At 69.7% G+C, this 26,409-nt stretch carries 30 protein-coding genes; 23 read left to right on the top strand and 7 right to left on the bottom strand.

Annotation, left to right across the window (positions count from 1 at the left end):
* Positions 1-9 precede the first annotated feature (9 nt).
* The gene (locus OG884_RS32800) at positions 10-1,176 is read left to right on the top strand and encodes a CaiB/BaiF CoA transferase family protein (RefSeq protein ID WP_326639361.1); all 1,167 of its coding nucleotides are present in this window, start codon (positions 10-12) and stop codon (positions 1,174-1,176) included.
* A gap of 118 nt (positions 1,177-1,294) precedes the next feature.
* On the opposite strand, the gene OG884_RS32795 is transcribed toward OG884_RS32800, so the two are convergent.
* Entirely contained in the window at positions 1,295-2,302 is a 1,008-nt protein-coding gene (locus OG884_RS32795; protein ID WP_326639360.1) for a MaoC family dehydratase, read from the bottom strand.
* Complete coding sequence (locus OG884_RS32790) at positions 2,299-2,457, bottom strand: hypothetical protein (protein ID WP_326639358.1); 159 nt, start codon at positions 2,455-2,457, stop codon at positions 2,299-2,301. The genes OG884_RS32795 and OG884_RS32790 overlap by 4 nt, the downstream gene beginning before the upstream one ends.
* A gap of 252 nt (positions 2,458-2,709) precedes the next feature.
* On the opposite strand from OG884_RS32790, the gene OG884_RS32785 reads away from it, so the two are divergent.
* The 3 genes from OG884_RS32785 (at position 2,710) to OG884_RS32775 (ending at position 5,169) form a co-directional block, all read left to right on the top strand.
* Positions 2,710-3,252 carry a hypothetical protein gene (locus tag OG884_RS32785; RefSeq protein ID WP_326639356.1) on the top strand — a complete coding sequence of 181 codons (543 nt, stop codon included), beginning with the start codon at positions 2,710-2,712 and terminating at the stop codon, positions 3,250-3,252.
* Entirely contained in the window at positions 3,249-3,461 is a 213-nt protein-coding gene (locus OG884_RS32780) for a M4 family metallopeptidase (RefSeq protein WP_326647077.1), read from the top strand. Before OG884_RS32785 ends, OG884_RS32780 begins: the two co-directional genes overlap by 4 nt.
* 265 nt (positions 3,462-3,726) lie before the next feature.
* On the top strand, positions 3,727-5,169 hold the full coding sequence (locus OG884_RS32775; RefSeq protein ID WP_326639354.1) for an MFS transporter: 1,443 nt from the start codon (positions 3,727-3,729) through the stop codon (positions 5,167-5,169).
* A gap of 12 nt (positions 5,170-5,181) precedes the next feature.
* Here the strand turns inward: OG884_RS32775 and OG884_RS32770 are convergent, their stop codons facing one another.
* Entirely contained in the window at positions 5,182-5,466 is a 285-nt protein-coding gene (locus OG884_RS32770) for a DUF1540 domain-containing protein (RefSeq protein WP_326639352.1), read from the bottom strand.
* A 966-nt stretch (positions 5,467-6,432) separates the two neighbouring features.
* Here OG884_RS32770 and OG884_RS32765 point away from each other — a divergent pair.
* The 13 genes from OG884_RS32765 to OG884_RS32705 all read left to right on the top strand — a co-directional run bounded on the left by OG884_RS32765 (position 6,433) and on the right by OG884_RS32705 (position 20,648).
* Positions 6,433-7,209 carry an ABC transporter permease gene (locus OG884_RS32765; RefSeq protein ID WP_326639350.1) on the top strand — a complete coding sequence of 259 codons (777 nt, stop codon included), beginning with the start codon at positions 6,433-6,435 and terminating at the stop codon, positions 7,207-7,209.
* Between the two features lie 107 nt (positions 7,210-7,316).
* A complete protein-coding gene (locus OG884_RS32760; protein ID WP_326639349.1) occupies positions 7,317-8,114 on the top strand; it encodes an ABC transporter permease in 798 nt (265 codons plus the stop codon).
* Between the two features lie 28 nt (positions 8,115-8,142).
* Positions 8,143-8,925 carry an ABC transporter ATP-binding protein gene (locus tag OG884_RS32755; protein ID WP_326639347.1) on the top strand — a complete coding sequence of 261 codons (783 nt, stop codon included), beginning with the start codon at positions 8,143-8,145 and terminating at the stop codon, positions 8,923-8,925.
* Positions 8,926-9,021: 96 nt separating this feature from the next.
* The gene (locus OG884_RS32750; RefSeq protein ID WP_326639345.1) at positions 9,022-10,080 is read left to right on the top strand and encodes an ABC transporter substrate-binding protein; all 1,059 of its coding nucleotides are present in this window, start codon (positions 9,022-9,024) and stop codon (positions 10,078-10,080) included.
* An 84-nt stretch (positions 10,081-10,164) separates the two neighbouring features.
* Entirely contained in the window at positions 10,165-11,565 is a 1,401-nt protein-coding gene (locus OG884_RS32745) for a dihydroorotase (RefSeq protein WP_326639343.1), read from the top strand.
* Positions 11,555-12,190: a cysteine hydrolase family protein gene (locus OG884_RS32740; protein WP_326639341.1), complete on the top strand. Its 636-nt coding sequence runs from the start codon at positions 11,555-11,557 to the stop codon at positions 12,188-12,190. Before OG884_RS32745 ends, OG884_RS32740 begins: the two co-directional genes overlap by 11 nt.
* A gap of 7 nt (positions 12,191-12,197) precedes the next feature.
* Complete coding sequence (locus tag OG884_RS32735; protein WP_326639340.1) at positions 12,198-12,746, top strand: (2Fe-2S)-binding protein; 549 nt, start codon at positions 12,198-12,200, stop codon at positions 12,744-12,746.
* On the top strand, positions 12,731-16,141 hold the full coding sequence (locus OG884_RS32730; RefSeq protein WP_326639338.1) for a molybdopterin cofactor-binding domain-containing protein: 3,411 nt from the start codon (positions 12,731-12,733) through the stop codon (positions 16,139-16,141). Before OG884_RS32735 ends, OG884_RS32730 begins: the two co-directional genes overlap by 16 nt.
* A 20-nt stretch (positions 16,142-16,161) precedes the next feature.
* Positions 16,162-16,692 (top strand): thiamine pyrophosphate-binding protein, encoded by a 531-nt coding sequence (locus OG884_RS32725; protein WP_326639336.1) that lies wholly within the window; start codon positions 16,162-16,164, stop codon positions 16,690-16,692.
* Positions 16,689-17,291 (top strand): thiamine pyrophosphate-dependent enzyme, encoded by a 603-nt coding sequence (locus OG884_RS32720; protein ID WP_326639334.1) that lies wholly within the window; start codon positions 16,689-16,691, stop codon positions 17,289-17,291. Before OG884_RS32725 ends, OG884_RS32720 begins: the two co-directional genes overlap by 4 nt.
* Positions 17,288-18,763, top strand: coding sequence for an amidohydrolase family protein (locus tag OG884_RS32715; RefSeq protein ID WP_326639332.1), 1,476 nt, complete (start codon positions 17,288-17,290; stop codon positions 18,761-18,763). The genes OG884_RS32720 and OG884_RS32715 overlap by 4 nt, the downstream gene beginning before the upstream one ends.
* Before the next feature lie 236 nt (positions 18,764-18,999).
* Positions 19,000-19,482, top strand: a complete 483-nt coding sequence (locus OG884_RS32710; protein WP_326639330.1) for a cation:proton antiporter regulatory subunit — start codon at positions 19,000-19,002, stop codon at positions 19,480-19,482.
* An 8-nt stretch (positions 19,483-19,490) separates the two neighbouring features.
* Positions 19,491-20,648 carry a cation:proton antiporter gene (locus tag OG884_RS32705; RefSeq protein ID WP_326639328.1) on the top strand — a complete coding sequence of 386 codons (1,158 nt, stop codon included), beginning with the start codon at positions 19,491-19,493 and terminating at the stop codon, positions 20,646-20,648.
* Here the strand turns inward: OG884_RS32705 and OG884_RS32700 are convergent.
* On the bottom strand, positions 20,623-20,775 hold the full coding sequence (locus OG884_RS32700; RefSeq protein ID WP_326639326.1) for a hypothetical protein: 153 nt from the start codon (positions 20,773-20,775) through the stop codon (positions 20,623-20,625). The two genes, OG884_RS32705 and OG884_RS32700, sit on opposite strands and share 26 nt — an antisense overlap.
* A 417-nt stretch (positions 20,776-21,192) precedes the next feature.
* Between OG884_RS32700 and OG884_RS32695 the strand changes: the two genes are divergently transcribed.
* Entirely contained in the window at positions 21,193-22,158 is a 966-nt protein-coding gene (locus tag OG884_RS32695; RefSeq protein WP_326647076.1) for a hypothetical protein, read from the top strand.
* Positions 22,159-22,201: 43 nt separating this feature from the next.
* On the opposite strand, the gene OG884_RS32690 is transcribed toward OG884_RS32695, so the two are convergent.
* Positions 22,202-23,557 (bottom strand): cation:dicarboxylate symporter family transporter, encoded by a 1,356-nt coding sequence (locus OG884_RS32690; RefSeq protein WP_326639324.1) that lies wholly within the window; start codon positions 23,555-23,557, stop codon positions 22,202-22,204.
* A gap of 43 nt (positions 23,558-23,600) precedes the next feature.
* On the opposite strand from OG884_RS32690, the gene OG884_RS32685 reads away from it, so the two are divergent.
* Both OG884_RS32685 and OG884_RS32680 read left to right on the top strand, forming a co-directional pair.
* Positions 23,601-23,987, top strand: a complete 387-nt coding sequence (locus tag OG884_RS32685; RefSeq protein WP_326647074.1) for an ATP-binding protein — start codon at positions 23,601-23,603, stop codon at positions 23,985-23,987.
* 92 nt (positions 23,988-24,079) lie between these two features.
* Positions 24,080-24,424 carry an anti-sigma factor antagonist gene (locus OG884_RS32680; protein ID WP_326639322.1) on the top strand — a complete coding sequence of 115 codons (345 nt, stop codon included), beginning with the start codon at positions 24,080-24,082 and terminating at the stop codon, positions 24,422-24,424.
* On the opposite strand, the gene OG884_RS32675 is transcribed toward OG884_RS32680, so the two are convergent.
* Together OG884_RS32675 and OG884_RS32670 are read right to left on the bottom strand one after the other, a co-directional pair.
* On the bottom strand, positions 24,425-24,652 hold the full coding sequence (locus OG884_RS32675; RefSeq protein WP_326639320.1) for an HGxxPAAW family protein: 228 nt from the start codon (positions 24,650-24,652) through the stop codon (positions 24,425-24,427).
* Positions 24,653-24,674: 22 nt separating this feature from the next.
* Positions 24,675-25,121, bottom strand: coding sequence for a MarR family winged helix-turn-helix transcriptional regulator (locus OG884_RS32670; protein WP_442811580.1), 447 nt, complete (start codon positions 25,119-25,121; stop codon positions 24,675-24,677).
* Between the two features lie 79 nt (positions 25,122-25,200).
* Here OG884_RS32670 and OG884_RS32665 point away from each other — a divergent pair, with 79 nt between their 5' ends.
* The 3 genes from OG884_RS32665 (at position 25,201) to OG884_RS32655 (ending at position 26,321) form a co-directional block, all read left to right on the top strand.
* Positions 25,201-25,383, top strand: a complete 183-nt coding sequence (locus OG884_RS32665) for a hypothetical protein (RefSeq protein ID WP_326639318.1) — start codon at positions 25,201-25,203, stop codon at positions 25,381-25,383.
* A 156-nt stretch (positions 25,384-25,539) separates the two neighbouring features.
* Positions 25,540-25,737 carry a DUF5302 domain-containing protein gene (locus tag OG884_RS32660; RefSeq protein ID WP_326639316.1) on the top strand — a complete coding sequence of 66 codons (198 nt, stop codon included), beginning with the start codon at positions 25,540-25,542 and terminating at the stop codon, positions 25,735-25,737.
* A gap of 140 nt (positions 25,738-25,877) precedes the next feature.
* A complete protein-coding gene (locus OG884_RS32655) occupies positions 25,878-26,321 on the top strand; it encodes a type II toxin-antitoxin system PemK/MazF family toxin (RefSeq protein ID WP_326639314.1) in 444 nt (147 codons plus the stop codon).
* Positions 26,322-26,409: the final 88 nt, after the last annotated feature.

The following is a 26,409-nucleotide window of genomic DNA, read 5'->3' as shown; positions in this document are numbered from 1 at the left end:
GGAGTCGTGATGAGTGGCGGGCCACTGTCCGGAGTCAAAGTACTGGAACTCGCCGGGATCGGGCCGGCCCCGTTCGCCGGGATGGCGCTGGCCGACCTGGGGGCCGAGGTCGTGCGCGTCGACCGGCCGGGAGGCAGCGGGTTCTTCCCCGGAGCCGAACAACTCGATCTGCTGAACCGGGGCAAGAAGTCCATCCTCCTCGATCTCAAACAGCCACAGGCGGTGGAGGCCGTACTGGCCATGGCCGCCGAGGCCGACGTGCTGATCGAGGGGTACCGGCCGGGGGTCGCCGAGCGACTGGGGCTGGGCCCCGACGTCTGCCACGCGCGCAATCCCCGGCTGGTGTACGGCCGGATGACCGGTTGGGGACAGGACGGCCCGTTGGCACAGACGGCGGGTCACGACATCGGCTACATCGCGCTGACCGGCGCCCTGCACGCCATCGGCGAGGCGGGCGGGCCGCCGCAGATCCCGCTCAACCTGCTCGGTGACTTCGGCGGGGGCGGCAACTACCTCGTGATCGGAGTGCTCGCCGCGTTGCGCGAGGCGGACCGCACCGGGCGCGGTCAGGTCGTCGACGCCGCGATCGTCGACGGCACCGCGCACCTGCTGGCCGGAACGCACATGATCATGGCCACCGGCGCCTGGACGGACGAGCGCGGCGCCAACCTCCTTGACGGCGGCGCGCCGTTCTACTCCGTGTACGAGACCTCCGACGGCCGGCACATGGCCGTCGGTGCCCTTGAGCCCAAGTTCTACGTCGAGTTGCTCGCCGGACTCGGCCTCGACGAGGACCCCCGCAAGCAGCACGATCGGAGCCGCTGGCCCGAGTTGCGTGCCCGGATCGCGGCCGCCTTCGCCGACCGGAGCCAGGCCGAGTGGTCGGCGATCTTCGCCGAGTCCGACGCCTGCGTGGCACCGGTGGTGAGCCTGCGCGAAGCCGCGAACCATCCGCACATCAGAGCGCGCGGCTCCATCGTGGAGCACGACGGGCTGCTGCAACCCGCGCCCGCGCCCCGCTTCTCCCTGACCCCCACCGCCCTCGGCACACCCCCTCCGGTGCCGGGCCGGCACACCGTGGAGGTGCTCGGCGCCTGGGGCGTCGACGCCGCGGCCCTGATCGAGTCCGGAGCGGCGGTGCAGGTCCCCACCGACGACGCGAAGGACAGGACCTAGGTTTCCCGGCCGGCCGCCTCCCGAGCGAGGCGGCCGGCCCCGGACGCGGCGGGACCGGCGACCCCTCGCGGGTTCACCGGTCCCGGGTGTCGCGGTCATGGCGCAGGGGAGCGCGCCCCTACGCCATGACCGCGACGTAACGCCAGTCAAGGACGTCCCGCGGCCCGTCACCGCCCACCACCTGGACGAGCGAGCGGAGACGGACCAGCCCGCCGCCTCCCGGCAGCGCCTGGCGGCGCTCGACCACCACCTCGCTGGAGAGCGTGTCGCCCTCGTGGACCGGGCCGACGTGGTCGCAGCCGTCCCAGGCCACGACCGTGACCAGGTTCGGCAGTGCCCGGCTGGCCTGGGACAGCGCGAGGCCGACGGTGTGCCCGCCGTACACCAGCCGCCGCTCGGCCGCGGCCCGCACGTCGTGATGCACCTGCGCCACGTTGAGGGTGAGCCTGGCCAGTTCCGGAGCACCGGACACCACGTCTCCCCCACCCACCCGAAGCCTCTCGCCCTCGGCGACGCCGGCGAAGTGCCGGCCCGCGACCCGTTCCCTGAAGCGGTCTAGCCGCCAGCCCGCCAGCATCCCGGTCACCGTCTCGGCGAGGTCCTCGTCGGTGACGGCCACGCCCACCGAGTCGAGATCGGCCTGGTGACCGGTCAGCGCCTCGGGGTCGCGCAGCGGCAGCATCGCGCAGCGCCAGAAGTCCAGCACCGGGCGTCCGGCCTGGTCCACGGTGGTGATCCGGAGCACCGCCAGCCCGGTCGGCCGGCGGCCCGGCTTCGCCCGGTTCTGGCGCAGCGCCACCACCTGTGTGGAGGTGCGCAGGGTGTCGCCGAGCAGGGGCATCCGGCGGAAGACCAGGCCCCGGTAGAACAGGTTCGCCTTGACGTGGTGGGTGACCAGGGTGGACTGGCCGATCGCCACGTCCCAGACCAGCGCCGGATGGGCCGGCGGCTCCCCTTTCGTGACGTCCCGGCAGAGATCGGCGTCGAGGGGGAGCCTGAGCCGGTCACCGACGATCGCCTGGTGTGCCGCGGCATGCCCGGCGGTGAGGGTGACTCCGGGCGCGCCGTCGAACACCTGCCCGACCGTCAGCTCGTCAAAGTACGGGCCTTCCACGGTCACCGTCATCGGTTCGCTCCCTCTGCTCGCGTCAGGACCCGCCTGGCCGCCACCGCTTCGTCGATCATCTTTCCGTCCGGTTCCACGGCGCCCGCCCCGGTCTCCCGCAACGCGCCGAGCACCGCGCGAGCCTGGGCGACCTCGTCCTCACCCGGGGTGAACACGGCGCGGCTCTGCCTCCACGTCCTTGCTTAATTTATATTAGGTTAAATGCGAGGCGCACGGAGAGAGGGTTGCCCGCGCCGGTGAGCCGTGTCTCCCGATACGCGCGGCCACCCATACCACGACGGTATGGAACTTTGTGAGGTATTCGTCTGCCTCGCTCGGTGTCAGCTTTGGGGTAGCCCTGACTCTCAGGGCTCCGTGTATCCCTCCCACCCCCAAGGGACACCGAGAGGAGTCACCCCCCCCCCCCAGTGAATCCGAAGGCCAAGCTGGGCGCCGTGGCCGTACTGGCCGTCACCGCCCTGATCACCCCCACCGCGGTGAGCGCCGCGTCCGCACCGGCGGACATCGCCGCCCGCACCGTCTCCGCCGACCCTCCGCCGTACGCACCGCCGAACGCGGAGGCGCGCCACCGCGCCGTGACCACGGCCAACGCCACCGTCGCCATGAGGTCGGAAGCCCTCCTCAAGGGGCAGAACGAGAAGTTCACCCTGACCGCCAACGTCTCCGGCGCCCAGGGCCTGCAGCACCTGACCTACGCGCGCACCTACCGTGGGCTGCCGGTCTACGGCGGTGACGTGATCGTGTCCACCGACCGGGCCGGCGAGCTGGTCGGGTCCGTGAGCTCGGGCCAGCAGTCCAGGATCACGGTCGACGTCACGAGCAAGGTGGACGCCGCCGCGGCGACCGCCACCGCCCGCGCGCACGTGTCCGTCGTGGAGAGCGTGAGCACCCCTCGGTTGCTCGTGTCGGCAAGCCGGCCAGCACCGTCTGCTCCGGCCCGACGCCCCTGACCGGCATCGGCATCCAGAAGGCCGGCCAGATCTTCCAGGCCGGGCTGAACACCAAGACCGCACCGTGGACGCACGCCAAGGCGCGGCAGGCCACCGTGGCCGCCGCCAAGGCGCTCTTCCCGAGCGGCTGCGTCGAGGTCAACGCGGTCAAGGCCGCCTGGACCGCGGTGAACGTCCCGCTCGCGAGCGGTGAGGTGACGTGCCCGTAGCACCGGGCGACTCCCGGCTCCGACGATAAGCCAGGGTCCGGGCCCCGGCGAGTCGCCGGGGCCCGGACTGTGATTTGAATATCCGAAAGGGGTAGATATGCGCTGCTGAAAGATGGAGCAGCCAGGCGGAGAACGGGGGCGGCATGATGGTCCTCGGCCGGCCACCCGTACCGTCCGGAGAACCGGGGCACAGCGGGAGGGGAAGATCTGCGGACCGCGGTCCGGGTGCCACTCGGGCCGTGGCCTCCCTGCACCGCGCGACCGGATGAGCGGCGAGGCGACGGCCCTGAAGGACCAGGAGGGGGCCGACCCGCGCCGCTGGAAGGCACTGACCGTCTGCCTCGTCGCCGGCTTCATGACCCTGCTGGACGTCAGCATCGTCAACGTGGCGCTGCCCGCCATCCGCAGCGGGCTGGACGCCCCGCAGAGCGACCTGCAGTGGGTGGTGTCGGGATACGCGCTCACCTTCGGGCTGGCGTTGGTCCCCGCCGGGCGGTTCGGCGACATGCACGGCCGGCGCAACGCGTTCGTCCTCGGCGTCGTCCTGTTCACCCTGTCCAGCGCGGCGGCCGGGATGGCCGGGGACCCGACGTTGCTGGTCATCGCGAGACTCATCCAGGGGATGGCGGGCGGGGTGTTGAATCCGCAGGTCAGCGGATTGATCCAGCAGCTCTTCCGGGGAGCGGAGCGGGGCCGGGCGTTCGGGATGCTGGGCACCGTCATCGGCGTCTCGACCGCGATCGGCCCGCTGCTCGGCGGGGCGCTCATCCAGCTCGGCGGGGGTCCCGACGCGTGGCGCCTCGTCTTCTACGTCAACGTGCCGATCGGCGTCCTGGCCGTGGTCCTGGCGTACCGCTACATCCGGCCCCCCGCGCGTGGGAGACGGCCCCGGGAGAGCATGGACCCGGTGGGCGTGCTGCTGCTCGCCCTCGGCGTCGTGCTGGTGCTCCTGCCGTTCGTCGAGGGGCAGCAGCGGCAGGGCGCGGGAAAGTGGCCGACGCTGCTCGCCGGGCTCGTCGTGATCGCCGCCTTCGTGGCCTGGGAGCGCCGGTACGGGCGGCGCCGCCAGCCGGTCGTCGACCTGTCCCTGTTCCGCAGGCGTTCGTACGCGCTCGGTGCCCTGCTCGGGACGCTCTACTTCGCCGGCTTTACCGCGATCTTCTTCATTCTCACCCTGTACCTGCAGAACGGCCTGCACTACTCGGCCCTGGAGGCAGGGCTGGCGACCACGCCCTTCGCGGCGGGATCGGCCGTGGCCGCCGCGCTGGGCGGCCGGATCGTCACCCGGCTGGGCCGGCCACTGGTGGTGTGGGGGCTGCTGCTGGTCGCGGCCGCGCTGGGCGTCACGGTGCTCGCCGTACGGCTGGTCCCCGGCGAGCACGTGGCCTGGGCCATCGCGCTGCCGCTGCTCCTCGCCGGCGTGGGCAGCGGCCTGGTGATCTCCCCCAACCAGACGCTGGCCCTGTCGGAGGTGCCGGTCGCCATGGCCGGCACCGCCGGCGGGGTGCTCCAGACGGGGCAGCGGATCGGCACGGCCATCGGCATCGCGGCGATCGGCTCGGCCTTCTTCGCCGAGGTCGCCTCCTCCCACGGCGACTACGCGATGGCGTTCCAGCACTCGCTGCTGGTCGCCATCGCCTTCGTACTGGTCTCGCTGGTCGTGGCCGTCGTCGACGTGGTCACCGCCCGGCGTGCCGGGCTCCGCTGAGAGCGAGGGCGGTCAGGCGGGCGCGTAGGTGAGGCAGTCGATGTCCTTCTGCGCGTAGCCGACGACGATGCCGGAGGCCTGGCATTCGTACTGGACGTTGTGCTGGCAGTCGGACATCTTGCAGGCGCCGACGCGGCCGGTGGCGGCGGGGTCGCCGCCCTTCACGTCGACCTTGAAGAAGGTCTCACACTCCGCGTGATGACTGTTGCCGACCGTGATGGCCAGCGCGTGGCAGACGTGTTCCGCGTTGTAGGCGCACGCGTCGACCTGGCACTCGTTGACTGCGGGCATCTTCATGGCCGACCTCTCCTAGGACTCGGGCCGGCCCCGGACGCGACCAGCCACCGTCGGGGCCTGTCGCCCAACGGTCTGTTCGGTGTCACCGCGCGGCGATGCCAACGCGTCCGGCCGGCACTTGGGCCGTCAGGTCCTCATCATGGTTTTCCTGCACTCACGAGTCGGACATGACACGGTCCCCGTTCCAGCACGCGGACTATCCGGTTTAGTACCGCGCCCGGATCACCGTCACGCCCATCCGGGCTCCAAGGCTTCTCCAAGAGCGGCTTCCGGCGGACCTTCGCGATCGGGAGAGCAGCGTGCCGAACGACACCCGCCCCGGCCCGGAAAACGGCCGTCAGGCCCCACCGATTCGATCAGCGACTTACGAGTCCCGAGGTCGCGTCAGGCACCCCCGACGGCTGGCGATCATGATGGGTCACCGGAGTCCTCCCATGTCAAACGCCATGCGGGTTCAGTTTCGAGACCGAGTCCACATAAGGCTCCCCCGGGCAACGCCTCTCCGCGAAGAACGGTCGGCCCCGAATTCACCGGCGCCGCCACATTGATGGCGCACATTCCTTACCAGGGCGAAAAACGCTCATGAATTTTCTGGTCATGCTATTTGACCGGCCATGTCCACCCGAAATGAGAATCGACGGCATTCCGCATCGCCCGCCGCCGGGACCCCCGATGCCGAATTCGTTTTCGTGCGACGATTGACCGCTTTCGGCGAACTCCCGTCATCTGATGGGTCAATGTCCCCCGTCTCCGGCGGCCGGCCGGCACGCCGGACCCGCGACGGCTCGGGGCGTCCCGGGCTCCACGCCACCGGGGCTCCTCCGCACGGGCGTCGGCCCCAAAAAGCGAGAAGAAGTTAATTTTTCGGTATGCGAGACGGCATCCCGCATACTTGACACGCCTTAAGGCGCTCGCCTAGATTTTCGAGCACGCCGCCAACCAAGATCAATTATGGAAGGAGGGCACTTGACCAGCAAAAACAGACTTCACAGCGTAGCTCTCGCGCTTCTTGGCAGCGCCAGCCTGCTTATCGGATGGCAACTGATCATCTCAGTTGGCCTCGTTTCCGAGGCGTCCATTCCGCAGCCACTGGCCGTCCTGCGAGCGCTGCCGACCTTGCTTACCGACGCCGACTTCCTGAGCGGCGCGGCCGACACCGTGACGAGCTGGATGACGACGGTCGTCCTCGGCTCCCTCGCTGCCGTCTCGATCGGGCTCGTGACGAGCAGCATTCCTTTTCTCCGACGCCCGACCAGCGTGGCGGTGAACACGTTCCGGTCGGTGCCCGCCACCGCGCTCATCCCGGTCGGGATCGTGCTCTTCGGGCTGGGCTCGCAAATGAAGATCGCGATCGCCTTCTACGCGATCTTCTGGCCCATTCTGATCAACACCGTCTACGGTGTCGCGGCGACCGAACCGATGCGCATCGACGCGGCCCGATCGATGCGCTGGCCCTGGTGGCGCCGCCAGGTGTTCGTCATCCTGCCCAGCGCCATTCCCTCGATCCTCACCGGCATCCGCATCGCCACCGGCGTCGGCCTGATCGTCATCATCAGCACCGAGCTGCTGGGAGCTCGAACGGGAGTGGGAACCGTGCTCGTCCAGTACACGCAGGCATTCCGGCCCGACGTCGTGTACGCCGGCGTACTACTCCTCGGCGTCTTCGGAGCGGTGTTGTTCGGCCTCATGGTCCGCGGTGAGCGTCGCCTGGTCAAATGGGCCCCCGCCGGCCAGACGACATGAACGCCATGAAGCCTCAGATCGTAGAACAGCCCCCCCGGGCCGTCGACACACCTCAACAAACCACTCAAACCGCCGATGTGCGTAAAAAAGGTATCACACTGCGGCAGGTGGTTCTCGCCGTACCGCGTGCGCTGTCGAGTGGCTGGCTCGTCGCCCTGGTGCTCCTGATCTGGGAGGTCTACGCCCGGCTCCGGCCGTCGGTGTTCTTCCCTCCGCTCAGCGAGGTCCTGGCCAACTTCGGAACCCTCTGGCTCTCCTCGGATCCCGGGAAGCTCTTCATGTCGGACCTGCTCCTCGAACAGGCCGGCATCAGTCTCGGCCGGTTCGCCGCGGGATGGTCGCTCTCGGTTCTCGTCGGCACGGCCGTGGGGGTGCTGCTCGGGCGCAGTCCCATCGCGTCGAGCATGTACAACCCGACGGTTCGCTTCTTCATCGCCGTCCCGAGCACGATGTTGCTGCCGATCGCGGTGCAGCTCTTCGGCGTCACCTCGCAGATGAACATCTCTCTCGTCTTCCTCGGCACCGTCTGGATCATCATGATCAATACCGCCGACGGGGTCGCGGGGGTCGACCCGATGTGGCTGCGCAGTGCGCGCAGCCTCCAACTCGGCCGCTGGACCCACTACCGGCGGGTGATAATCCCGGCCGCGATGCCACGGATCATGACGGGCCTGCGCGTCAGCCTCGGCACCGGCCTGATCCTGATGATCATCTCAGAGCTCTACGCCACGACGGTCGGGCTCGGCTACCAGATCGTGGTCGCCGGAAACAACTTCCTGTACGCCGACATGTGGTCCGCCTTCGTCCTCGTCGGCCTGATCGGGATCCTGCTCAATTCGATTTTCACGCTCATCGAACGGCGCGTACTGCGCTGGGAGCGCCGCTCCGGCATGGCGGATCTGTGATGCCGGCGCCGACCACGAGAGGAACCCGATGGACCTGCGGGTAGATTCCGTCAGCAAGACCTACGGGAACGGTTCCGGCGCTCGCGTCGCGTTGACGGGTGCGGCGATGACCGTCGGCTCGCAGGAACTCGTGTCGATCGTGGGACCGTCCGGATGCGGTAAGTCCACCCTCCTGATGATCATGGCTGGACTGCTGCGGCCGAGTTCGGGCACGGTGACGCTCGGCGAGAAGGTCGTGGACGGGCCGCCGATGGGGCTTTCCGTGGTGTTCCAGGACTACAGCCGGTCGCTGTTCCCGTGGATGACCGTACGGCGCAACCTGACGATGGCGGCGGCGGCCTACAAGCTGCCCAAAGCCGAGCTGGGGCACCGGGTCGAGCACGCCCTGGAGTCGGTGGGCCTGCCGGGATCGGGCAACCTGTATCCGTACCAGATGTCCGGCGGCATGCAGCAGCGGGTCGCCATCGCCCGCGCCCTGGTCGTCGAGCCCACCGTCATGCTGATGGACGAGCCGTTCGCGGCGGTGGACGCGCAGACCCGCGCCGACCTTGAGGACCTCGTGCTGCGGGTACGGGACGAGTACCGGGTCACGATCGCGTTCGTGACCCACGACATCGACGAGGCCGTCTACCTCGCGGACAGGGTCGTCGTGATGGCCGCCAACCCGGGGCGGATCCTCAACGACATCCCGGTCAGCCTTCCCAAACCACGCGACCAGGTCGAGACGAAGCTCGACCCGGATTTCGCGGCCCTGCGCAGCCAGGTGTTCCAGCTCGTGATGCGGCCCGGCGCCACGCAGAAGGTCGGCTGATCCTCTTCCCCACTCCTGGCCGGAGAAGGCACGGCTCAACCGCCGCCGGCCGCCTCCGGTCCGCTATCGCAACACCGGCGAGGGTGTGCTCTGTCCATGGCTATCGGTTCCAAGAAGGAAGACATCGTGGAGATAGATTCGATCACTCGGCGCGTCCGGCACCGGCGGACTCTCGGCGGCATGGCGTTGGCCGGTGCCCTGGTTCTGGTCACCGCGTGCGGGGCGACCTCGGAGGAGACCTCCGGCGCCTCGCCGGAGGCGACCGGACCGCAGACGCTCAAGCTCACCACGCTGGGACTGTGCAACGAGATCTCCGTGTACTGGGCCCAGGAGAAGGAACTGTTCACCAAGCACGGCGTGAAGATCGAGCTGGTGAAGTCGGCCGGTGGAGCCGCCGGTCTGACCGCGTTGCAGAGCGGTGACGTCGACCTCGCCTTCACCAACCCGTTCTCGACCATGCTCGCGATCTCACGGGGCATCGGCCTGCAGTGGATCGCGACCGCGTACGGCACCCCCACCTCCGAGGACGACGGGACCAACTCGATCGCCATCTCCAAGGACTCGGGGATCACGAGTGCGAAGGATCTCGAAGGCAAGACCATCGGGGTCAACGAGGTCGGTGGGATCAACCAGATCATCACCACCGCCTGGCTCAAGGCGAAGGGAGCCGACCCGTCGACCGTCAAGTTCGTGGCGCTGCCATTCGCCGAGCTGGCGTCGGCGGTGGCCAGCGGCAAGATCGCGGCCTCCCAGGTCTCGGCGCAGAACCTCAAGCCGGAGCTGGGCCTGAAGTCACTCGGCGACCCGTTCGTCGCCGCCGGCAACGGCAAGTCGCTGGTCTTCGCCGGTTACGTGGCCACGACCGAGAAGTCGAAGACGCTGGAGCCGGCGATGAAGGGGTTCCAGGCGGCGCTCATCGAGGCCAACGAGCAGATCAAGCTGCCGGAGAACCAGGACGAGCGCTTCGCGCTGTCGTCCTCGCACTGCAAGCAGGAGGTGAGCATGCTCAAGACCATCAAGGAGAACCCGTACCTGGCCGAGGTGGACACGAGCGCGCTTGAGCAGATGGCTCAGCTCCTGAAGGACCAGGGCATGCTCCCCGACCCGCCCACGCCCGACACCTTCGTACCGTCCTACGTCGTCAAGAAGAGCTGACGAGAACGTGGTGATCCGGCGACGCCCGTGGATCGTTCCGGCGTCGCCGGTCGTGGCCGAGCAGCACCGGAGAAGTGAGGATCTATGAAAGTGGACACCCTGGTCAAGGGTGGACGGCTGGTCACGCCGCAGGGCGTCGTCGAGGCGGCCATCGCGGTACGAGACGGGCGGATCGTGGCGATCGGCGACGAGGACTCGCTGCCGGCGGCGGCGGAGGTGATCGACTGCGCCGGCAAGCACGTGCTGCCGGGCCTGGTGGACCCCCATGTGCATCTCGGCGGAGGGCGGCCCCTGGCGGAGATCTTCGCCTCCGAGACCGCCTCGGCGGCGATCGGCGGCGTGACGACGGTACTGCAGTACCGTCGCAGCGGCACGTCGTTCTTCGAGACGTTCCCCGCCGAACGTGAACTCGCCCGCTCCCGGATGATCGTGGACACCCAGTTCCACTTCATCATCGGGACGATGGACCAGGTCGAGCAGATCCCCGAGTACGCGGCCGAGTTCGGCGTCACCAGTTTCAAGTTCTACATGGGCGGCTACGAGCCGGGAAATCCCATCGGGCTGGTGACGGTGAACGACGCCCTGCTCTACGCGGCGATGGAACGCATCCGCGAGCTCGGGCCCTACGGCTGGTGCATGGTCCACTGCGAGGACGACTCACTGGTCAGCCACCTGACCCACCAGGTCAAGGCTCGCGGTGGCAACGACCTGGCCGCGTACACCGAGTCCAGGCCGGCCTTCGTCGAGGAGCAGGACCTGCTGCGCGCGATCTGGCTGGCCGACCTGCAGGAGTGCCCGCTCTACGTGCCGCACACCACTGTGGGCATGGCGGTCGACGCGGCGGCGGAGTCCCGCCGCAAGGGACGCACCGTCGTCCTGGAGACCTGCCCGCACTACCTGGCGCTGACCGCCGACGACGCGCGGCTGGCCTGCCAGGGCCCCGGCGTGGGCAAGGTGGCGCCCGCGCTGCGCGACCACGACCACCAGGCCGAGCTGTGGCGCGGCCTCCGGGAGGGCTGGATCTCGACCATCGGATCGGATCACGTGCCCATCGCCAAGAACGGGCGCGGTTTCTGGGAGGAGGCCCCGGGGTTCGCCGGCCTGGCCACGATGCTGCCGGTCGTCCTCACCGAAGGCGTCCTGCGCGGCCGGATCACCCTGGAGAAGGTCGCCGAGACCATGTCCTACAACCCGGCGCGGCTGTTCGGCCTCTACCCGCGCAAGGGCGCGCTGCAGGTCGGCTCGGACGCCGACCTCGTGCTGGTCGACCTGGAGCGGGAGGCCGTGGTCGGGCCCGAGGTCACGCAGAGCGAGTTCCCGAGCGCGTTCGAGGGGACTCCGCTGAAGGGCTGGCCCGTGCTCACCATGCGGCGCGGTGAGGTGATCTTCCGTGACGGCAAGGTGCTCGCCGAACCGGGCAGCGGTCAGATCGTCGAGAAGAACCCGGCGGACGCCGGCGGGGGAAGGAACTGGCATGCGGCTTGAGACCCAACTCGATCCGGCCGACGTCGGGCTTCTCGTCGTGGACATGCAGAACGGCTTCTGCCATCCCGACGGCGCCCGAGGCAAGGCGTTCGGCCCCGGCGCGGTCCGCCGGCCACGCGAGATCATCCCGAACGTCGTCAACATGGTCGGCCTCGCGCACCGGCTCGACATCCCGGTCTGGTTCACCCAGCAGGTGCACTACAACGAGGACGCCGGAAGAACGCGACGCAGGATCCCGTCCCATCTGGAGCGGCGCGGCGTGAAGCTCGAACTCTGCCGGCGCGGGACCTGGGACGCCGAACTGCTCGACGAGATGAAGGCGGTCCGCCGCCCGGAGGACGAGATCGTCGTCAAACACCGGTCGAGTGCCTTCTACTCGACCACGCTGGAGTGCGAGCTGCGCATGCGCGCGGTGCAGGTTCTGGTGGTGACCGGGACGACCACCAGTTTCTGCGTGGACTCCACCATCCGTGACGCCTACGCCAGGGACTTTGACGTCATCGTGCCCGCCGAATGCGTCGCGGACTCCGACGACGCGGCCCAGGCCGCCACCCTGGCCTGCATAGACCGGTTCCATGGCGTGGTGACCACCATGACCGACCTGACCAGGGCACTGGGCGCCTGACATGCGGATGCCACGACCTGACGGCGCACGACCTGACGGCGCACGACCCGACGGCGCACGACCGGACTCCGGCTGGGAAGCGCGGCGGATCCGGATCCGCGTCGACGGCGAGGTGGTCGAGGATTCGCTCACCGATCTGGGTGTGTCGCTACTCACCGTGCTTCGCCGCAACGGCCGCACGGCGCCCAAGTCGGCCTGCGGCCGAGGTGAGTGCGGCGCCTGCACGGTGCTGCTGGGCGATCGCGTCGTCATGTCGTGCACCGTGCTCGCGGCCGCGGTCACCGCCGACGTGACCACGGCCGCCGGGCTCGCGGCGGACGACCTGCGCGAGTCGTTCGCCGACCATGTCGCGTTCCAGTGCGGATTCTGCACACCCGGCCAGATCGTCCGCGCCGAGGCCCTGTTGCGCGAGGGCTCCTGCCCGACCCGTGCGGAGGTCACCCGCGCGATGGCCGGAAACGTCTGCCGCTGCACCGGATACGTGCAGATCATCGACGCGATCATGGACACGATGGAGAAGCGGCGAGTCGAGGGATCAGATTGCGTACCTCAGTAGTCGGCACGCGGGTCCGCCCGCTCGACTGGACCGGCAAGACCACCGGAACCGCCCCCTACTCGGCCGACGCGTTGCCCGAGGGGACACTCGTGGGACGGATCCTGCGCTCCCCCCTCCCACACGCCCGGATCACCAGGCTCGACACCGGCCGGGCGCTACGGGTCCCGGGAGTGCACGCGGTCGTGACGCACCGGGACCTCGCTCCCGGAACCGTCTACGAGCACAGCGGCGAGCCGTACTCCGACCGCCCGCCCCTCGCCGTCGACCGGGTCACCTACGTCGGCCAGGAGATCGCCGCGGTGGCCGCCGACACCGTCGAGGCCGCGGAACTGGCACTGAGCCTCATCGACATCCGCTACCGGCGGCTGAAGCCGGTGCTCTCCGTCGCCGCCGCGCTCGCCCCCGGAGCGCCGAGGGTGCAACGCCGGGCGAGCGGGGACAACGTGTCACTGACCGTGTCCGGAGTCTGGGGTTCGGCCGAACTCGCGCGCCTCAACTCGGCCATCACGGTCGGCGGGTCGTTCGACTACCCGCGGGTCACCCACGCCTGCATGGAGCCGAACACCACGCTCGCCTGGTGGCACGGGGACCGCCTGGAACTGTGGACGTCGACCCAGGCCCCGCACTTCGTGGTACACGAGCTGGCCCGGGTCCTCGGCCTCCGGGTCGACCAGGTCGTCTGCCGTGACGTCGCGGTCGGCGGTGGCTTCGGGTCGAAGTCGAAGGTGTCGGAGCACGAGGCCGTCGCGGGCCTGCTGTCGATGCGCAGCGGACTACCGGTGCTCGTCGAGTTGAGCCGCGAGGAGGAGATCGCCGCGACGAAGCCCCGGCACGCCTTTCGCACCGCGATGCGCGCGCACGCGGACGACACCGGGCGGATCTGCTGGTTCGAGGCCGACGTCGACGCCGACAACGGCGCGTTCAACCACTACGGCCCGTCCGTGATCCGCGCGGGTATCAAGCAGATCGGCTCCCTCTACCGTCCGGACGCGGTCAGCTGGACGGGCCGTCTGGTCGACACCAACCTGCCTCCGGGCGGTCAGTTCCGCGGGTACGGCGCTCCGCAGACCGCGCTCGCGATCGAGTGCCTGGTCGACGAGCTGGCCGAGCGGACCGGGACCGATCCGATCGAGTTCCGGATCAGGAACGCCAACGAGCCCGGCTCGGTCGCGCTCGCGGGCGCGCGCATCGGTTCGGCCCGGCTGGTGGAGTGCCTGGAGTCGGTACGAGAGCTGATCGGGTGGGACGAGAAGAAGGCCGCCGCACGTCCCCTTCGCGGTCTCGGTGTGGCGGTCGGCATGCACGCGAGCGGTTCCTACGCCTACCCGGGCGGCAACGTCAGCGCGGCGGGGATCGACGTGACCTCGACCGGCGAGGTCGTGGTGCGCTTCGGCGGGTCCGACGCCGGGACGGGCCAGCGCACCGTGCTCGGGCAGATCGCCGCCGAGGTGCTGGGCGTCCCGATCGACCGTGTCGAAGTGATCATGGGTGACTGGGACGAGACGCCGCCGGACATGGGCGCCTGGTCGTCGCGGGGAACGCACATGGGCGGGCACGCCGTCAAGCGCGCCGCGGAGGCGATGGCCGACCGGTTGCGCGAGCTGGGCGCGGCGAAACTCGGGGGCCCCGAGGTCACGCTGCGCGCGGGGCGCGTCGAGTCCGCCGAGGACGCCATCGAGATCGGCGAGCTCGCCGCGACGGCACCGGAGGCCGTCGACGGGCGGCTGCGACTGGATCTGGAGTACCTCGAAGAGCGAATGGAGCCGTACTGGACGGGTATCCCCACCCCCAACATCTCACCGAGCTACACCTTCGCCGCGCACGCCGTCGAGGTCGAGGTCGATCCGGACACCGGCGAGATCCGCGTACTGGACTATGTGGCGGCCCATGACATCGGCCGGGCGATCCACCCGGGGCTGGTGGAGGGACAGATCATCGGGGGCGTCGTGCAGGGACTGGGCGCCGTCCTGGGGGAGAACCTCATCTACGAGGGCGGACGGGTCGTCAACCCGTCGTACCTGAACTATCCGCTGCCGCGCTCGACGACGGCACCGTCGGTGCGCGCGGTGCTCATCGAGGGCCCCGAGGAGGCCGGGCCGTTCGACGCGAAGAGCGTGGGTGAGATGTCCATCGTCCCGCCGGCGCCGGCGGTGCTCAACGCCGTGTACGACGCCATCGGCATCCGGTTCCACCAGGTGCCACTGACACCGGACGTCGTGCTGCGCGCACTGCGCGAGTCCCACGGCACCCGCGAGCGGCGTTATCACCTGCTCCGCCGCCCTTCACGCTGGCAGATCGAGCTGCTTCGCCGGCTCTACCCGGTCGGCGTCCACGCGCTGCTGCACCGCGCCGGAACCCGGTTCGCCCGTCGCCTGACCCCCCGGCCGGTCCGGGAGGTCCTCTCCCCGGCGAGCGTTCCCGAGGTGGTGACCGCGCTCGGGAGCGGGCCGCGCGGCGATGTGGCGGTCATCGGCGCCGGGTCCGACCTCCTGCCGCAACGGGATCAGAACCTGGCGAATCCACACACCCTGGTGTCGACGTCCTCGGTCGCATCGCTACGCCGGCTCGACTCCGACGCGGGGGTGGCCGAGATCGGCGCGGCGGTGACCCTCGCCGAACTCGGCCGGTGGGCTCGCGGGCGCGTACCGATGCTGGCCGACGCCGTCGGGATGATCGCCTCGGCGCAGATCCGTGACATGGCCACGGTGGGGGGCAACCTGGCGCAGGCCAAGCGGTGCTGGTTCTTCCGTAACGGGTTCGACTGCTACAAGCGCGGTGGCTCCACCTGCCCGTGCTACGCCGTCACCGGCGACCACCGGTTCCAGCACGCGGTCATCGGCGGGCATCGCTGCCAGGCGGTGACCCCCTCGGACCTGGCGACCGTCTTCGCCGCACTCGACGCACGGGTACGGATGACCGGGCCCGCCGGCAGCCGGGAGGTGCCGATCGGCGAGCTGTACCGCGGCCCCGGCGAGTTGCGCGTACGCCCCGGCGAGTTCATCGAGTCGGTGTCGTTCACCGAGCCGGGGTCGTTCACCGAGCCGGGGTCGTTCGCCGAGCCGGGCAGGGAGCGGCGCGGCGTCTTCGAGAAGCTGCGGCAGTGGGACGGCGACTTCGCCGTCGTCTCCCTCGCGATGACCGCCGACGTCGACGAGGCGGGCGCCTGGCACCGGCCGAGAATCGTCTTCGGCGCGCTGGCCCCGGTCCCGTGGCGTCCGACCACGGTCGAACGGGCGATCGAGGGACGGCACCCGTCCGTCCGGGAACTCCTCTCCCTGACCGAGCACGAGTTCGAGCACCACGCCCATCCCCTGGCCCGCAACGAGTGGAAGCTCGACGCCGCGGCGGGCCTGCTCCGGCGCGCCGCCATGGCCCTGGGCGCGGCAGACCGATGAGACAGGGAGCGATGACGTCGATGAGTTCTTCGAGCGCGACCCCCGGCGACGCCCGGGCCGCGCGGATCGTCGACCGGCTGAGGGCCGGCGGTGCCGGCGTCGCCGCGTCGCTGCCGGACAGCTGGCTGAGCCCGCTGATCGACACGGTCGCGCGCACCCCGGAGATCACCCACGTGCGGGTGACCCGCGAGGACGAGGGGGTGGCGATCTGTGCCGGCGCGTCGCTCATGGGCCGCCGCGCCGTACTGCTCTGCCAGAACGCCGGAGTGCTGCTGGCGGCGAACGTGCTGGCCGGTTACGCCCACCACCACGAGATTCCGCTCGTCGTGGTCGCGGCCGACCGTGGCGGCCCACAGGACGGGTTCTTCTACCAGGCCTACAAGGGCCAGGTCACGCCGGGCGTGCTGACGGCTCTCGGCCTGCCCTGGCATCGCGTCGAGAGCGAACGTGACGACTGGCTTTTCGAGCGGGCCTTCGAGCAGGCGTCCCTGCACCGTCGCCCCGTCGTCCTGCTGTGCTCACGTGCCGGACTGACCGGGGAGGCATCGTGAAACGCGCCGAGGTGGCCCGCGCGGTCGCGGCGGCGGCCACGGAACACGTCGTGATCACGAGTCTGGGCAGCGCCGGGCGCGCGTGGCGCGAGCACGGTGGAACCAACCCCACGTTCTACGGCTCGGACCCCATGGGCGCCGCCCCGACGTTCGCCCTGGGCGCGGCCCTGGCCCGGCCCGACCGGGAGTTCGTGCTCCTGGAGGGCGACGGCGACCTGACGATGGGCCTGGGATCGTTGCTCACCCTCGCCGGCGCCGCACCGGGCAACCTGCGCGTCGTGGTCTTCGAGAACGGCCGTTACGAGACCGGTGGAGGCCAGCCGCTCAGCGCGGCCGGCCTGGCCGACATCGCGGCGCTCGCGGCCGCCGCCGGCTGGGGCTGGACCCGCACCGTCGAGCGTGACGCGACGGCCGAGGACCTGGCGGCGGCGGTCACGGCGCTGCTGGCCGCCCGCGCCCCGGCGCTGCTCGTCGTCCGCGTCGACGTCGAACCGTCACCGTACGGCGGCCCGGGACCGCATTCCGGCGGCGAGGCCAGGGCCGTCTTCCAGCAGCGGTTCCAGGCATGGGACCACATGATCGAGAACGGAAACCGATGACAACCCTCATCCTCCGCCAGGCCAGACTGCTCGACCTCGACCATGACGGATCGATGGGGGACGTGGTCGTCGCCGACGGGCGCATCGTGGCCGTCGGTCCCGGAGCGGGCGCGGCACACGTGCCCGCGGAAACGGAGTCCGTGGAGATCGTCGACCTCGGCGGCGACATCCTCATCCCGGGACTCGTCAACTCCCACACCCACTCCAACCAGAGCATCGAGAAGGGACTGTGCGACGCGCTGCCCCTCGACGCGTGGATGGTGGTGGCGAGCTACGGCGGAGCGGGTGCCCGGCTGAGCCCTCGCGACCTGTACGTCTCGGCGATGGTCGGCGGCCTGGAGATGATCCGCACCGGCACCACCTCCGTCCTCGACTGCGCCCGCGCGGACCTGGAGTGGATCGACGAGGGCATGGACGCGATCATGCAGGCGTACCTGGACCTGGGTCTGCGCGCGTCGGTCGCGATCCAGTTCTCCGACCTGGACTTCTTCTCCTCCCTCCCCATCGATCTCGTTCCCGGCGGAGCGGCGCTGAGGCGGCCTCCGTCGGCGCGGCCGGACGAGGTGCTCGCCGCGGCCTCGCGCTTCCTGGACCGCTGGGAGGGGACGTCCCCCCGAGTGCGGCCGATCCTGGGCCCCTCCTCCCTGCCGCGCTGTTCCACCGAGTTGTTCGGAGCCACCGTCGACCTCGTCCGGGCGCGGGGCACTCGGATGCAGACCCACCTGCTGTCCGCCCGCTCGCAGATCGATGTGGCGCGTGAGCGGTTCGGGGGATCGACCGTCGAGTTCCTGCGGAAGATGGGTGCCCTGGAGGACTGGGCCTCCTTCGCGCACGCCATCTGGCTGGACGAGCGCGAGGTGGCGATGTTCGCCGAGACCGACGCGGTCGCCGTCCACAACCCCGCGAGCAATCTCAAGCTCGGTGCCGGTGTGGCACCGGTTCCCGCTCTGCTGCGGGCCGGCGCGCGAGTGGCCCTCGGATCGGACGGGGCCAGCAGCAACGACACCCAGAACATGTTCGAGACGTTGAAGCTCTCCACCATCGTCCACCGGGTGCAGGGCCCGCCGGCGACCTGGCCGACCGCGATCGACGGGCTGACCATGTGCTGGACAGGTGGTGCGCGCGCGCTCGGTGCCGATCTGGGCCGGATCGCGGTCGGCGCCCTCGCCGACCTCACGGTGCTCGACGCCGATCACGTGTGGCCGGCCCCGGCGGCGCAGCTCCGGCACCAGATCACCTACGGCGAGCTCGGATCGGCGGTGCGGAAGGTGTACGTGGACGGCGCGCCCGTACTCGTGGACGGAACCGTGACAACGGTCGACGAGGCGGCGATCCGAGCCGAGGCACGAGAACTCACCACGCGGATCTGGAGCTCGCTCCCGGCCAGGCTGGCGAGGTTCGAGGAGGTACGCCCGACGCTGGAACGGATCGAGGCGGCCAGCGGCGTCCGGGCGACCCCGTCATGCGGCTAGTGATGATCTCCGCGTGACGCCACGCGACGGCCGGCTGTCTGCCCTGGTCAGACCATCTGTCGTCAACGACGTCACGCGACGATGCCCGCCCGCACCAGGCGGCCGATCAGCGCGTCGCCCATCGCCACGGCGGCATTAATCGGCAATACCGGTTATTGCCGATATCCCCCCAGAAGGTCCAGGTTGGTAAGTTCTTTGGAAGGACAATTGGAACACGCACCCGAGGAGCTGACACGGTGGAGGTCGAGCAGACGGCACTGCCCGGGATAGGACTGCGGCACGAGTTCACGACGCGGTCGGGCAGGCGCATTGGAATCGTCTCTCACCGCACAGGCCGCCGTGACCTGGTGCTTTACGACCCAGACGATCCCGATCGCGCATGCGAGACCATAAAACTGAACGACGAGGAGGCCGACGCGCTCGCCGAACTGCTCGGCGCCCCCCGCATCGTGCAGCGCCTCAACGCCCTGCACAGCGAGGTCGAGGGGCTCGTCAGCCTGCAACTGCCGATCACGCCCGGCTCGCCGTACGCCGGCCGGCCGATGGGTGACGCGCGCGTCCGCACCCGTACCGGCGCCTCCATCGTGGCCGTGGTTCGCGAGGGCCAGGTGTTCGCCAGCCCCGCCCCCGATTTCGGTCTGCTCGGCAACGACGTGGTGGTCGTGGTGGGCAGCCCGGAGAGCACCTCCGCCGTCTCTGACATCCTGTCCGGCGGGTAGGAAACCTGGTGCATACGGCTATTCTTTTTCTTGAGCTCGGTGCTGTCCTTCTCGGGCTCGGCATCCTCGGCGCACTGGCCCTTAAAGTCGGCATCTCGCCCATCCCCCTGTACCTCATCGCCGGACTGGCCTTCGGCACCGGCGGCATCCTGCCCCTGGCCACCAGCGAGGAGTTCACCTCCGTCGGCGCCGAGCTCGGCGTCATCCTGCTGCTGCTCACCCTCGGCCTGGAGTACAACGCCGACGAGCTGGTGACGAGCCTGAAGGGCAACGCCCGCGCGGGCGTCGTCGACCTGGTGCTCAACGCCGCGCCGGGCGCGATCACCGCGCTGCTGCTGGGCTGGGGTCCGGTGGCCGCCATCGCCATGGCCGGCGTCACCTACGCCACCTCCTCCGGCATCACCGCCAAGGTCCTGTCCGACCTGGGGTGGATCGGTAACCGCGAGACACCGGTGGTGCTGTCGCTGCTGGTCTTCGAGGACCTGACGATGGCCGTCTACCTGCCGATCCTCACTGCGGTGCTGGCCGGGCTGAGCTTCGCCAGCGGCGCTGTCACCGTGGCGATCGCGCTGGCCACGGTGAGCGTCGTGCTGCTGGTCGCACTCCGCTACGGCAGGTTCATCGAGGCGTTCGTCTCCAGCCCCAACTCCGAGGTGCTGCTGCTGAAGGTCATCGGTCTCGCGCTGCTGGTCGCCGGAGTGGCCCAGCAGCTCCAGGTCTCGGCCGCGGTCGGCGCCTTCCTGGTCGGCATCGCCCTCTCCGGCAAGCTGGCCGAGGACGCGCAGGAACTGCTCACCCCGATCCGCGACCTGTTCGCCGCGGTGTTCTTCGTCTTCTTCGGCCTTCAGACCGATCCGACCAAGATCCTCCCGGTTGCCGGGCTGGCCGTACTCCTCGCCGTGATCAGCATGATCACGAAGCTGCTCACCGGTGCCTACGCCGCCCACCGGGCGGGCATCGCCAGGGCCGGACAGGCCCGGGCCGGAATCGCGCTCATCCCCCGGGGCGAGTTCAACATCGTGATCGCCGGGCTGGCGGTGGCCTCAGGGGTCCATCCCGACCTGGGCCCGCTGGCCGCCGCGTACGTCCTCATCCTCGCCGCGTTCGGCCCGCTGGCCGCCCGGGTGCTGCAGCCCTTCATCACCGCCATCGCCAAACGCGCCTGACCCTCCCGTCGACGGCGGCGTCGATGTCGTCGACCGGAAAGTCGAGGATGGTGTACGAGGCCGGGACGTGGCCGGGCTTGGGGCAGACCAGCACGTTCCCGCCTCCGGCGAGGTGCGGGGTCAGCATGCCGGTCTCCTCGGACACCTCCGGTCCGAAGGCGAGGGGTCAGCGGATCACGCGGCAGAGCAGCGCTTCGTACGGGCCGGGCAGGGCGCTCATCACCACGTCGGCGGTCAGATACTTGCACGCCAGGTACGGGTCTCCCAGTCCCCGGGTGGGCAACCGGTCCGGCGCGGCGGCACACCGGGCGGTGTACCGAGGACGCGAGGAGTGAGATTGAGGAGGATTGACCTGTTCATCGCAGTATTCAATAGGAAAGTTTCCTATACAATCCCTGGCGACCAGGTTCCGTACGGCGACCTGCCCGTGCGCGTCGGGGGCACTGTTCCTCGACGCCGGCCGCACTCCGCTCCGACCCGGATCCGCGAGCTGCGCGTGCCCGGTCCGTCACCGATCCGGGATCTGGTAGGTATTTGTCCCGTGATGCGTTTGCTGACGGTCCTCGCGACCGCCCTCCCCCTCCTGGCGGCCACCACCCCGGCCTCGGCCACCGCCCCCGGCAAGCCGCATGTCCCGGCCGGGGTGACCGCCGGTTACCTGGTCTTCGACCGGCAGACCGCGAAGGTGACCGAGCACCGCAACGCGCACCGGAGGTTCCGGTCGGCCTCGGTGGTGAAGATCCTCATCGCGATCGACTATCTGGAGTCGCACAGCGGCGTCTCCAAGAAGGACCTGGCGCTGCTCAAGGTCATGCTGCGGGTCAGCGACGACGCCGCCGCGACCTCCTTCTGGAGCAGGGGCGGTCAGGGACGGATCATCCAGCGGATGGCGCGCAAGCTGCAACTCACCGACACCGCTCCCCCACCGGCCGACAAACCCGGCTTCTGGGGCTACGCCTCGCTCAGCGCGATGGACGTCGTCAAGACCTACCGCTACCTGCTCGACCGGGCCGACCCCAAGGTCAGCGGCCTGATCCTGGGCCACCTGCGCAGGGCCGGGCAGTGCGGCTCCGATGGCTTCGACCAGTACTTCGGCATCCCCCGCGGAGTGCGCGGGCCGTGGGCGGTCAAGCAGGGCTGGTCGGGGTACGGCTCCACACCCCCGGTCCGCTGCCGCCCGGCGACCTCCCCCGCCGCCCGCACCGCCTCCGCCGCCTTCACCTCCGCGTCTCCCGTGTCCGCCTCTCCGGCTCCGGTGGCCCTGGGCGCCACCGCGAGCCGGAGAGGCTCCGCCACCGCCCCAGGCGGAGTCACGACGGCGGCACCCGCCGGGGCCGGCGTCGTACCTGACCTGGGCCGTCCCGTACTGCACACCACCGGTCTCGTCGGCCCCAAGGAACGCTGGATCATGGTCCTGCTGACCGCCCATCCGGCGGGGTCCACCTGGCGGCGTTCCACCGGCCAGACGACGAAGCTGGCCGGGGAGGTCCATCTCGGCGGAACCTCCTGAACGTCCGCCGCCGGCCCGTCCACCTGCCGGAGGGTTTCCGCCGCTAGGCCGGTGACATCACCGGGTCGTCAGAGCGTGTGGCGGGCGGCGGGGTGGCACCGCCGTCATCGTCGTCGTCCAGGAGGGTCGTCTCGTCGAACGGGGCACTCCCCGCCAGGACCTCGGCCGCGCGCTCCCTGTCGAACTCGCCGGTCCAGGTGCCGACCAGGACCGTGGCGACCGCGTTGCCCACGAAGTTGGTCAGCGCCCGCGCCTCGGACATGAAGCGGTCGATGCCGACGACGAGACCGACGCCGTCGACCAGGTCGGGGCGGTGCGACTGCAGGCCTCCGGCGAGGGTGGCCAGGCCGGCGCCGGTGACCCCGGCGGCGCCCTTCGACGCGATCATCATGAAGACCAGCAGGGAGATCTGCTCGCCGAAGGCGAGTGGCGCGCCGGTGGCGCTCGCGACGAACAGCGTGGCCATGGTGAGGTAGATGGCGGTGCCGTCCAGGTTGAAGGAGTAGCCGGTCGGCACGGTGATCCCGACGACGGGCCTGCTCACGCCGAGGTGCTCCATCTTGGCGATCAGGCGCGGCAGTGCCGACTCCGACGACGAGGTCGACAGGATCAGCAGGAACTCCCTGCCCAGGTAGCGCAGGAGCGAGAGCAGGCCGATCCGCGCCACCAGCCAGAGGATCGGACCGAGGACGGCGAAAACGAAGAGCAGGCAGGTCACGTAGAAGGCGAGCATGATGACGCCGAGGCTCTTGAGCGCGTCCACGCCGGTGGCGCCGACGACCGCGGCCATCGCACCGAAGGCGCCGACCGGGGCGGCCCACATGATCATGGCGAGGACCCGGAAGACGAGCCGCTGGATGTGCGCGATGCCGTTCAGCACGGGCCTGCCGCGCTCGCCCATCGCCTGCAGGGCGAACCCGGCGAACAGCGCGACGAGCAGGGTCTGCAGCACCTCGCCCTCGGTGAACGCCGACACCAGCGTGGTGGGGATGATCCCGAGCAGGAACGTCACCGTGTCGCTCTCGCCGCCCTTGGCCGCCTCGGCCTCGGCTGCCTTGCGGAGCTCGTCGGTGAGCGCGAGGCTCTGTCCGGGGTCGATCAGATTGCCCACGAGCAGGCCGATGCCCAGGGCGACCGTCGACATGGCGAGGAAGTAGCCGAGTGCGAGACCGCCGACCTCGCCGACCTTGGCGGCCTTGGTGACGGATCCGACGCCGAGCACGATGGTGCAGAAGATGATCGGGCTGATCATCATCTTGATCAGGGCGACGAAGGCGGTGCCGAGTGGTTTCAGCTCCTTGCCGAGATCGGGGGCGACGAGCCCGATCGTGACTCCTGCGACCACGGCGGCGATCACGGCCAGGTACAGGTAGTGCGTTTTGTCTCGAGCCGCGCTCATACGTGTCTCCACCGCGGTAGAAGAAAAATCCGGTCGAGTGACTATGCGCCGACGCTGTGATCTGAGTCACCGTTGCGTACATTTCGTTCGTGAACTTGCGGGAGCTTTCCAGACAGGTGCGCGGCTGGAGTCTGGCCCGGACACCCGCGATCTGGTGACGATCGTCGGCAACCTGATGGACAACGCGGCCGAAGCGGCCATGGCGGGAACCCGGCCCGCGCGGGTGGAGGTACGGCTGCGCACCGACGAGACGGCCTTCGTGATCAGCGTGGCCGACAGCGGCCTGGGGCTCGACCCCACCACGGCGATCGGCGTCTCCCGGGTGACCGCCCGCCGCTACCTGGAGCACCTGACGGAGAACGGAATCACCCGCCGGGTTCCCCAGTACGGCGGGGTCGGACGGCCCGAGCTGCTCTACCAGGTCGTTTGAGGTCGTTTGAGGCCCGGCGGGAGCACGGTGGCCCCGGAACTGGTAGGAAAAAGGACAGCCCGCCCTGCCACCCGCGGGCAAAGGAGCCAAGCATGACCTTCTTCACGACCTCATCGAGCCTGCTCGGGAAGGTGTTCGTCGTCCGGGTGCTCGGAGAGCTCGACTACCGGCACGCCTCCGCCTTCCGCCTGGAGATGGAGAAGGCGTGGGAGGTCGAAGCACCTTCCATGATCGTGGCCGATGTCACAGGGCTCACCTTCTGTGACTCCACCGGGGTCGCAGAGCTGATCCTGGCGCTCCAGCGAAGCCGCGTCCTGGGTGTCCGCCTGGCACTCGTCGGCGTGCACGGCACCCTGGAGCGCATTCTCGCCATCACCGGCCTGCGACCCTCCTTCGAGGTCTTCACCTCCGTCGAGGAGGCGTTGCAGAAGGCCTGATCAGCTGCTGCCGTTGTTCAGCGGCACCCGAGGGGCGTCGGTGATGACATCCGAGAAGATGTCGACCGCCAGGGCGACCACACCGCCGACCGCGATGATCCCGGCCCCGATCCAGAAGAACATCCAGTTGGGGCCGAGGCACAGGGCCACGCCTCCCACGGTGAACCCCAGCAGAATGATGATCACCGCAAGCCAAGACTTGGGGCTTCCTCCGTGGCTTCCAGCCATGAGCCTTTCCTCTCCACGTGAATCAGTGATGCGCGCCGTCCGCCGCGGCGATCACCCGGTTCAGCGACCGGTGGAGCTCCCGGAGCTCCTCCAGGTTCATTCCCAGACGCCTGACGATCGCCGGCGGAACCTTCTCCGCCTCGTCCCGTAGCCTTCGGCCCTCCGGCGTGAGCGAGACTGCCAGGACACGCTGGTCCTGGCCGTCACGCTGCCTCCGGATGTAGCCAACGGCCTCGAGACGCTTCAGCAGCGGGGACAGCGTACCGGGGTCGAGTCTCAGTAGCTTGCTCAGCTCCTTGACCGACAGCGGCGCCTGCTCCCAGAGGGCGAGCATGACCAGATACTGGGGGTGGGTCAGCCCCATCGGCTCCAGCAGTGGCCGGTAGACCCCGATGACGTTGCGCGAGGCGACCGCCAGGGCGAAGCACACCTGGCTCTCCAGACTTAGGGGATCGGGCATGTCACTCACACGTACCTCCACCCGACATAGTACGATAGTTACTACACAAACTATTATCGCCCCAAGCATTGGTGAGCAAAGGATCCCCATGTTTCACAGCAAGTCGATCGAGGAACGGATCGCCGAGCGCCAGGCGGAGCGCCCCGCACTCAAGGAGGGCCAGCACTTCGAGCACGGCCCGGCGAAGTTCGTCTTCATCTTCGTGATCGTCTTCGTGGTCGTCGGCCACCTCGCCGGACTACTGCTGCTGATGGCCATGGATCTGAACTAGGGTCCCCCCGCCCTGCTCGTCCCGGCCGCTGCCGGCGACCGGCTCCGCGGTCAGGCCCGTGACGCGTTCCAGCAAGCCGGACCCATGTTCGAAACATGAGAGGATGATGGTCCGGTTGGCCGGGGTGGGACCGTCCGCCCAGATCAGGAGGTCTGCATGTCTGACGTCACGCCGGAGGAGCCCGAGAGTTCCGACGACGAACTGAAGCGCAAGTTCCGCGAGGCCCTGGAGCGCAAGAAGCTCGCCCAGGCGGACGCGAGCGCCGGAGGCAAGGGGAAGAACGCCTCCAAGATCCACGGTGCTCACGGCCCGGCTGCGGCCAAGCGCTCCTTCCGCCGCAAGAGCGGCGGCTGAGCCGCACTCCGAACCGAGTCCGGATGCTCCGGACCGACCGCCGCCCGGCTGGCGTCCGGCCAGCGGGCGGCGCCCGCCTGCCCGCCCGCGGGGCCCGCCTCCCTTTGAAGAATGCCGCCTGCCTGCAATAGGCTGCACCTGTGCGTGATCTTGGCGAGGACCCCCGGCCGGCTCGAGGCGCGGTCAGCGAGGTCTACCGTGTCGACCGGGCGGCGACCCTGGACTACTCCCCCGACCTCGACGGGCTCGCCGACCCCGGCGAGATCGTCTGGGCCTGGGTCCCCTACGAGGAGGATCCGAACCGTGGCAAGGACCGGCCACTGCTGGTCGTCGGCCGCCACGGGCGCAAGCTGCTCGCGCTGATGCTCTCCAGCCGGGGCGGCAACGGCGACCCGAGCGACTGGCTGGAGCTCGGCCCCGGCCGCTGGGACCGGGAGAACCGCGTCTCCTACCTGCGCCTGGACCGGATCTTCGCCCTCGATGAGGACGACATCCGGCGCGAGGGCTCCATCCTCGACGCCGAGCGCTTCGCCCGCGTGGCCGTCGTACTCAAGCGCACCCACGGCTGGGCCGCCGACGGCTGAGGACCCTGAGGACCAAGCGCGCCGAGGACCGAACGCACTGAGGACCAAGCACACCGAAGGCCGAGCACACCGAAGGCCGCGGGCCCAC

The sequence above is a fragment of the Streptosporangium sp. NBC_01755 genome (assembly GCF_035917995.1).
In the GTDB taxonomy this organism is placed as follows: domain Bacteria; phylum Actinomycetota; class Actinomycetes; order Streptosporangiales; family Streptosporangiaceae; genus Streptosporangium.
Note: the sequence above shows the minus strand (reverse complement) of the source record. Positions and strands in the feature narration are given on the sequence as shown.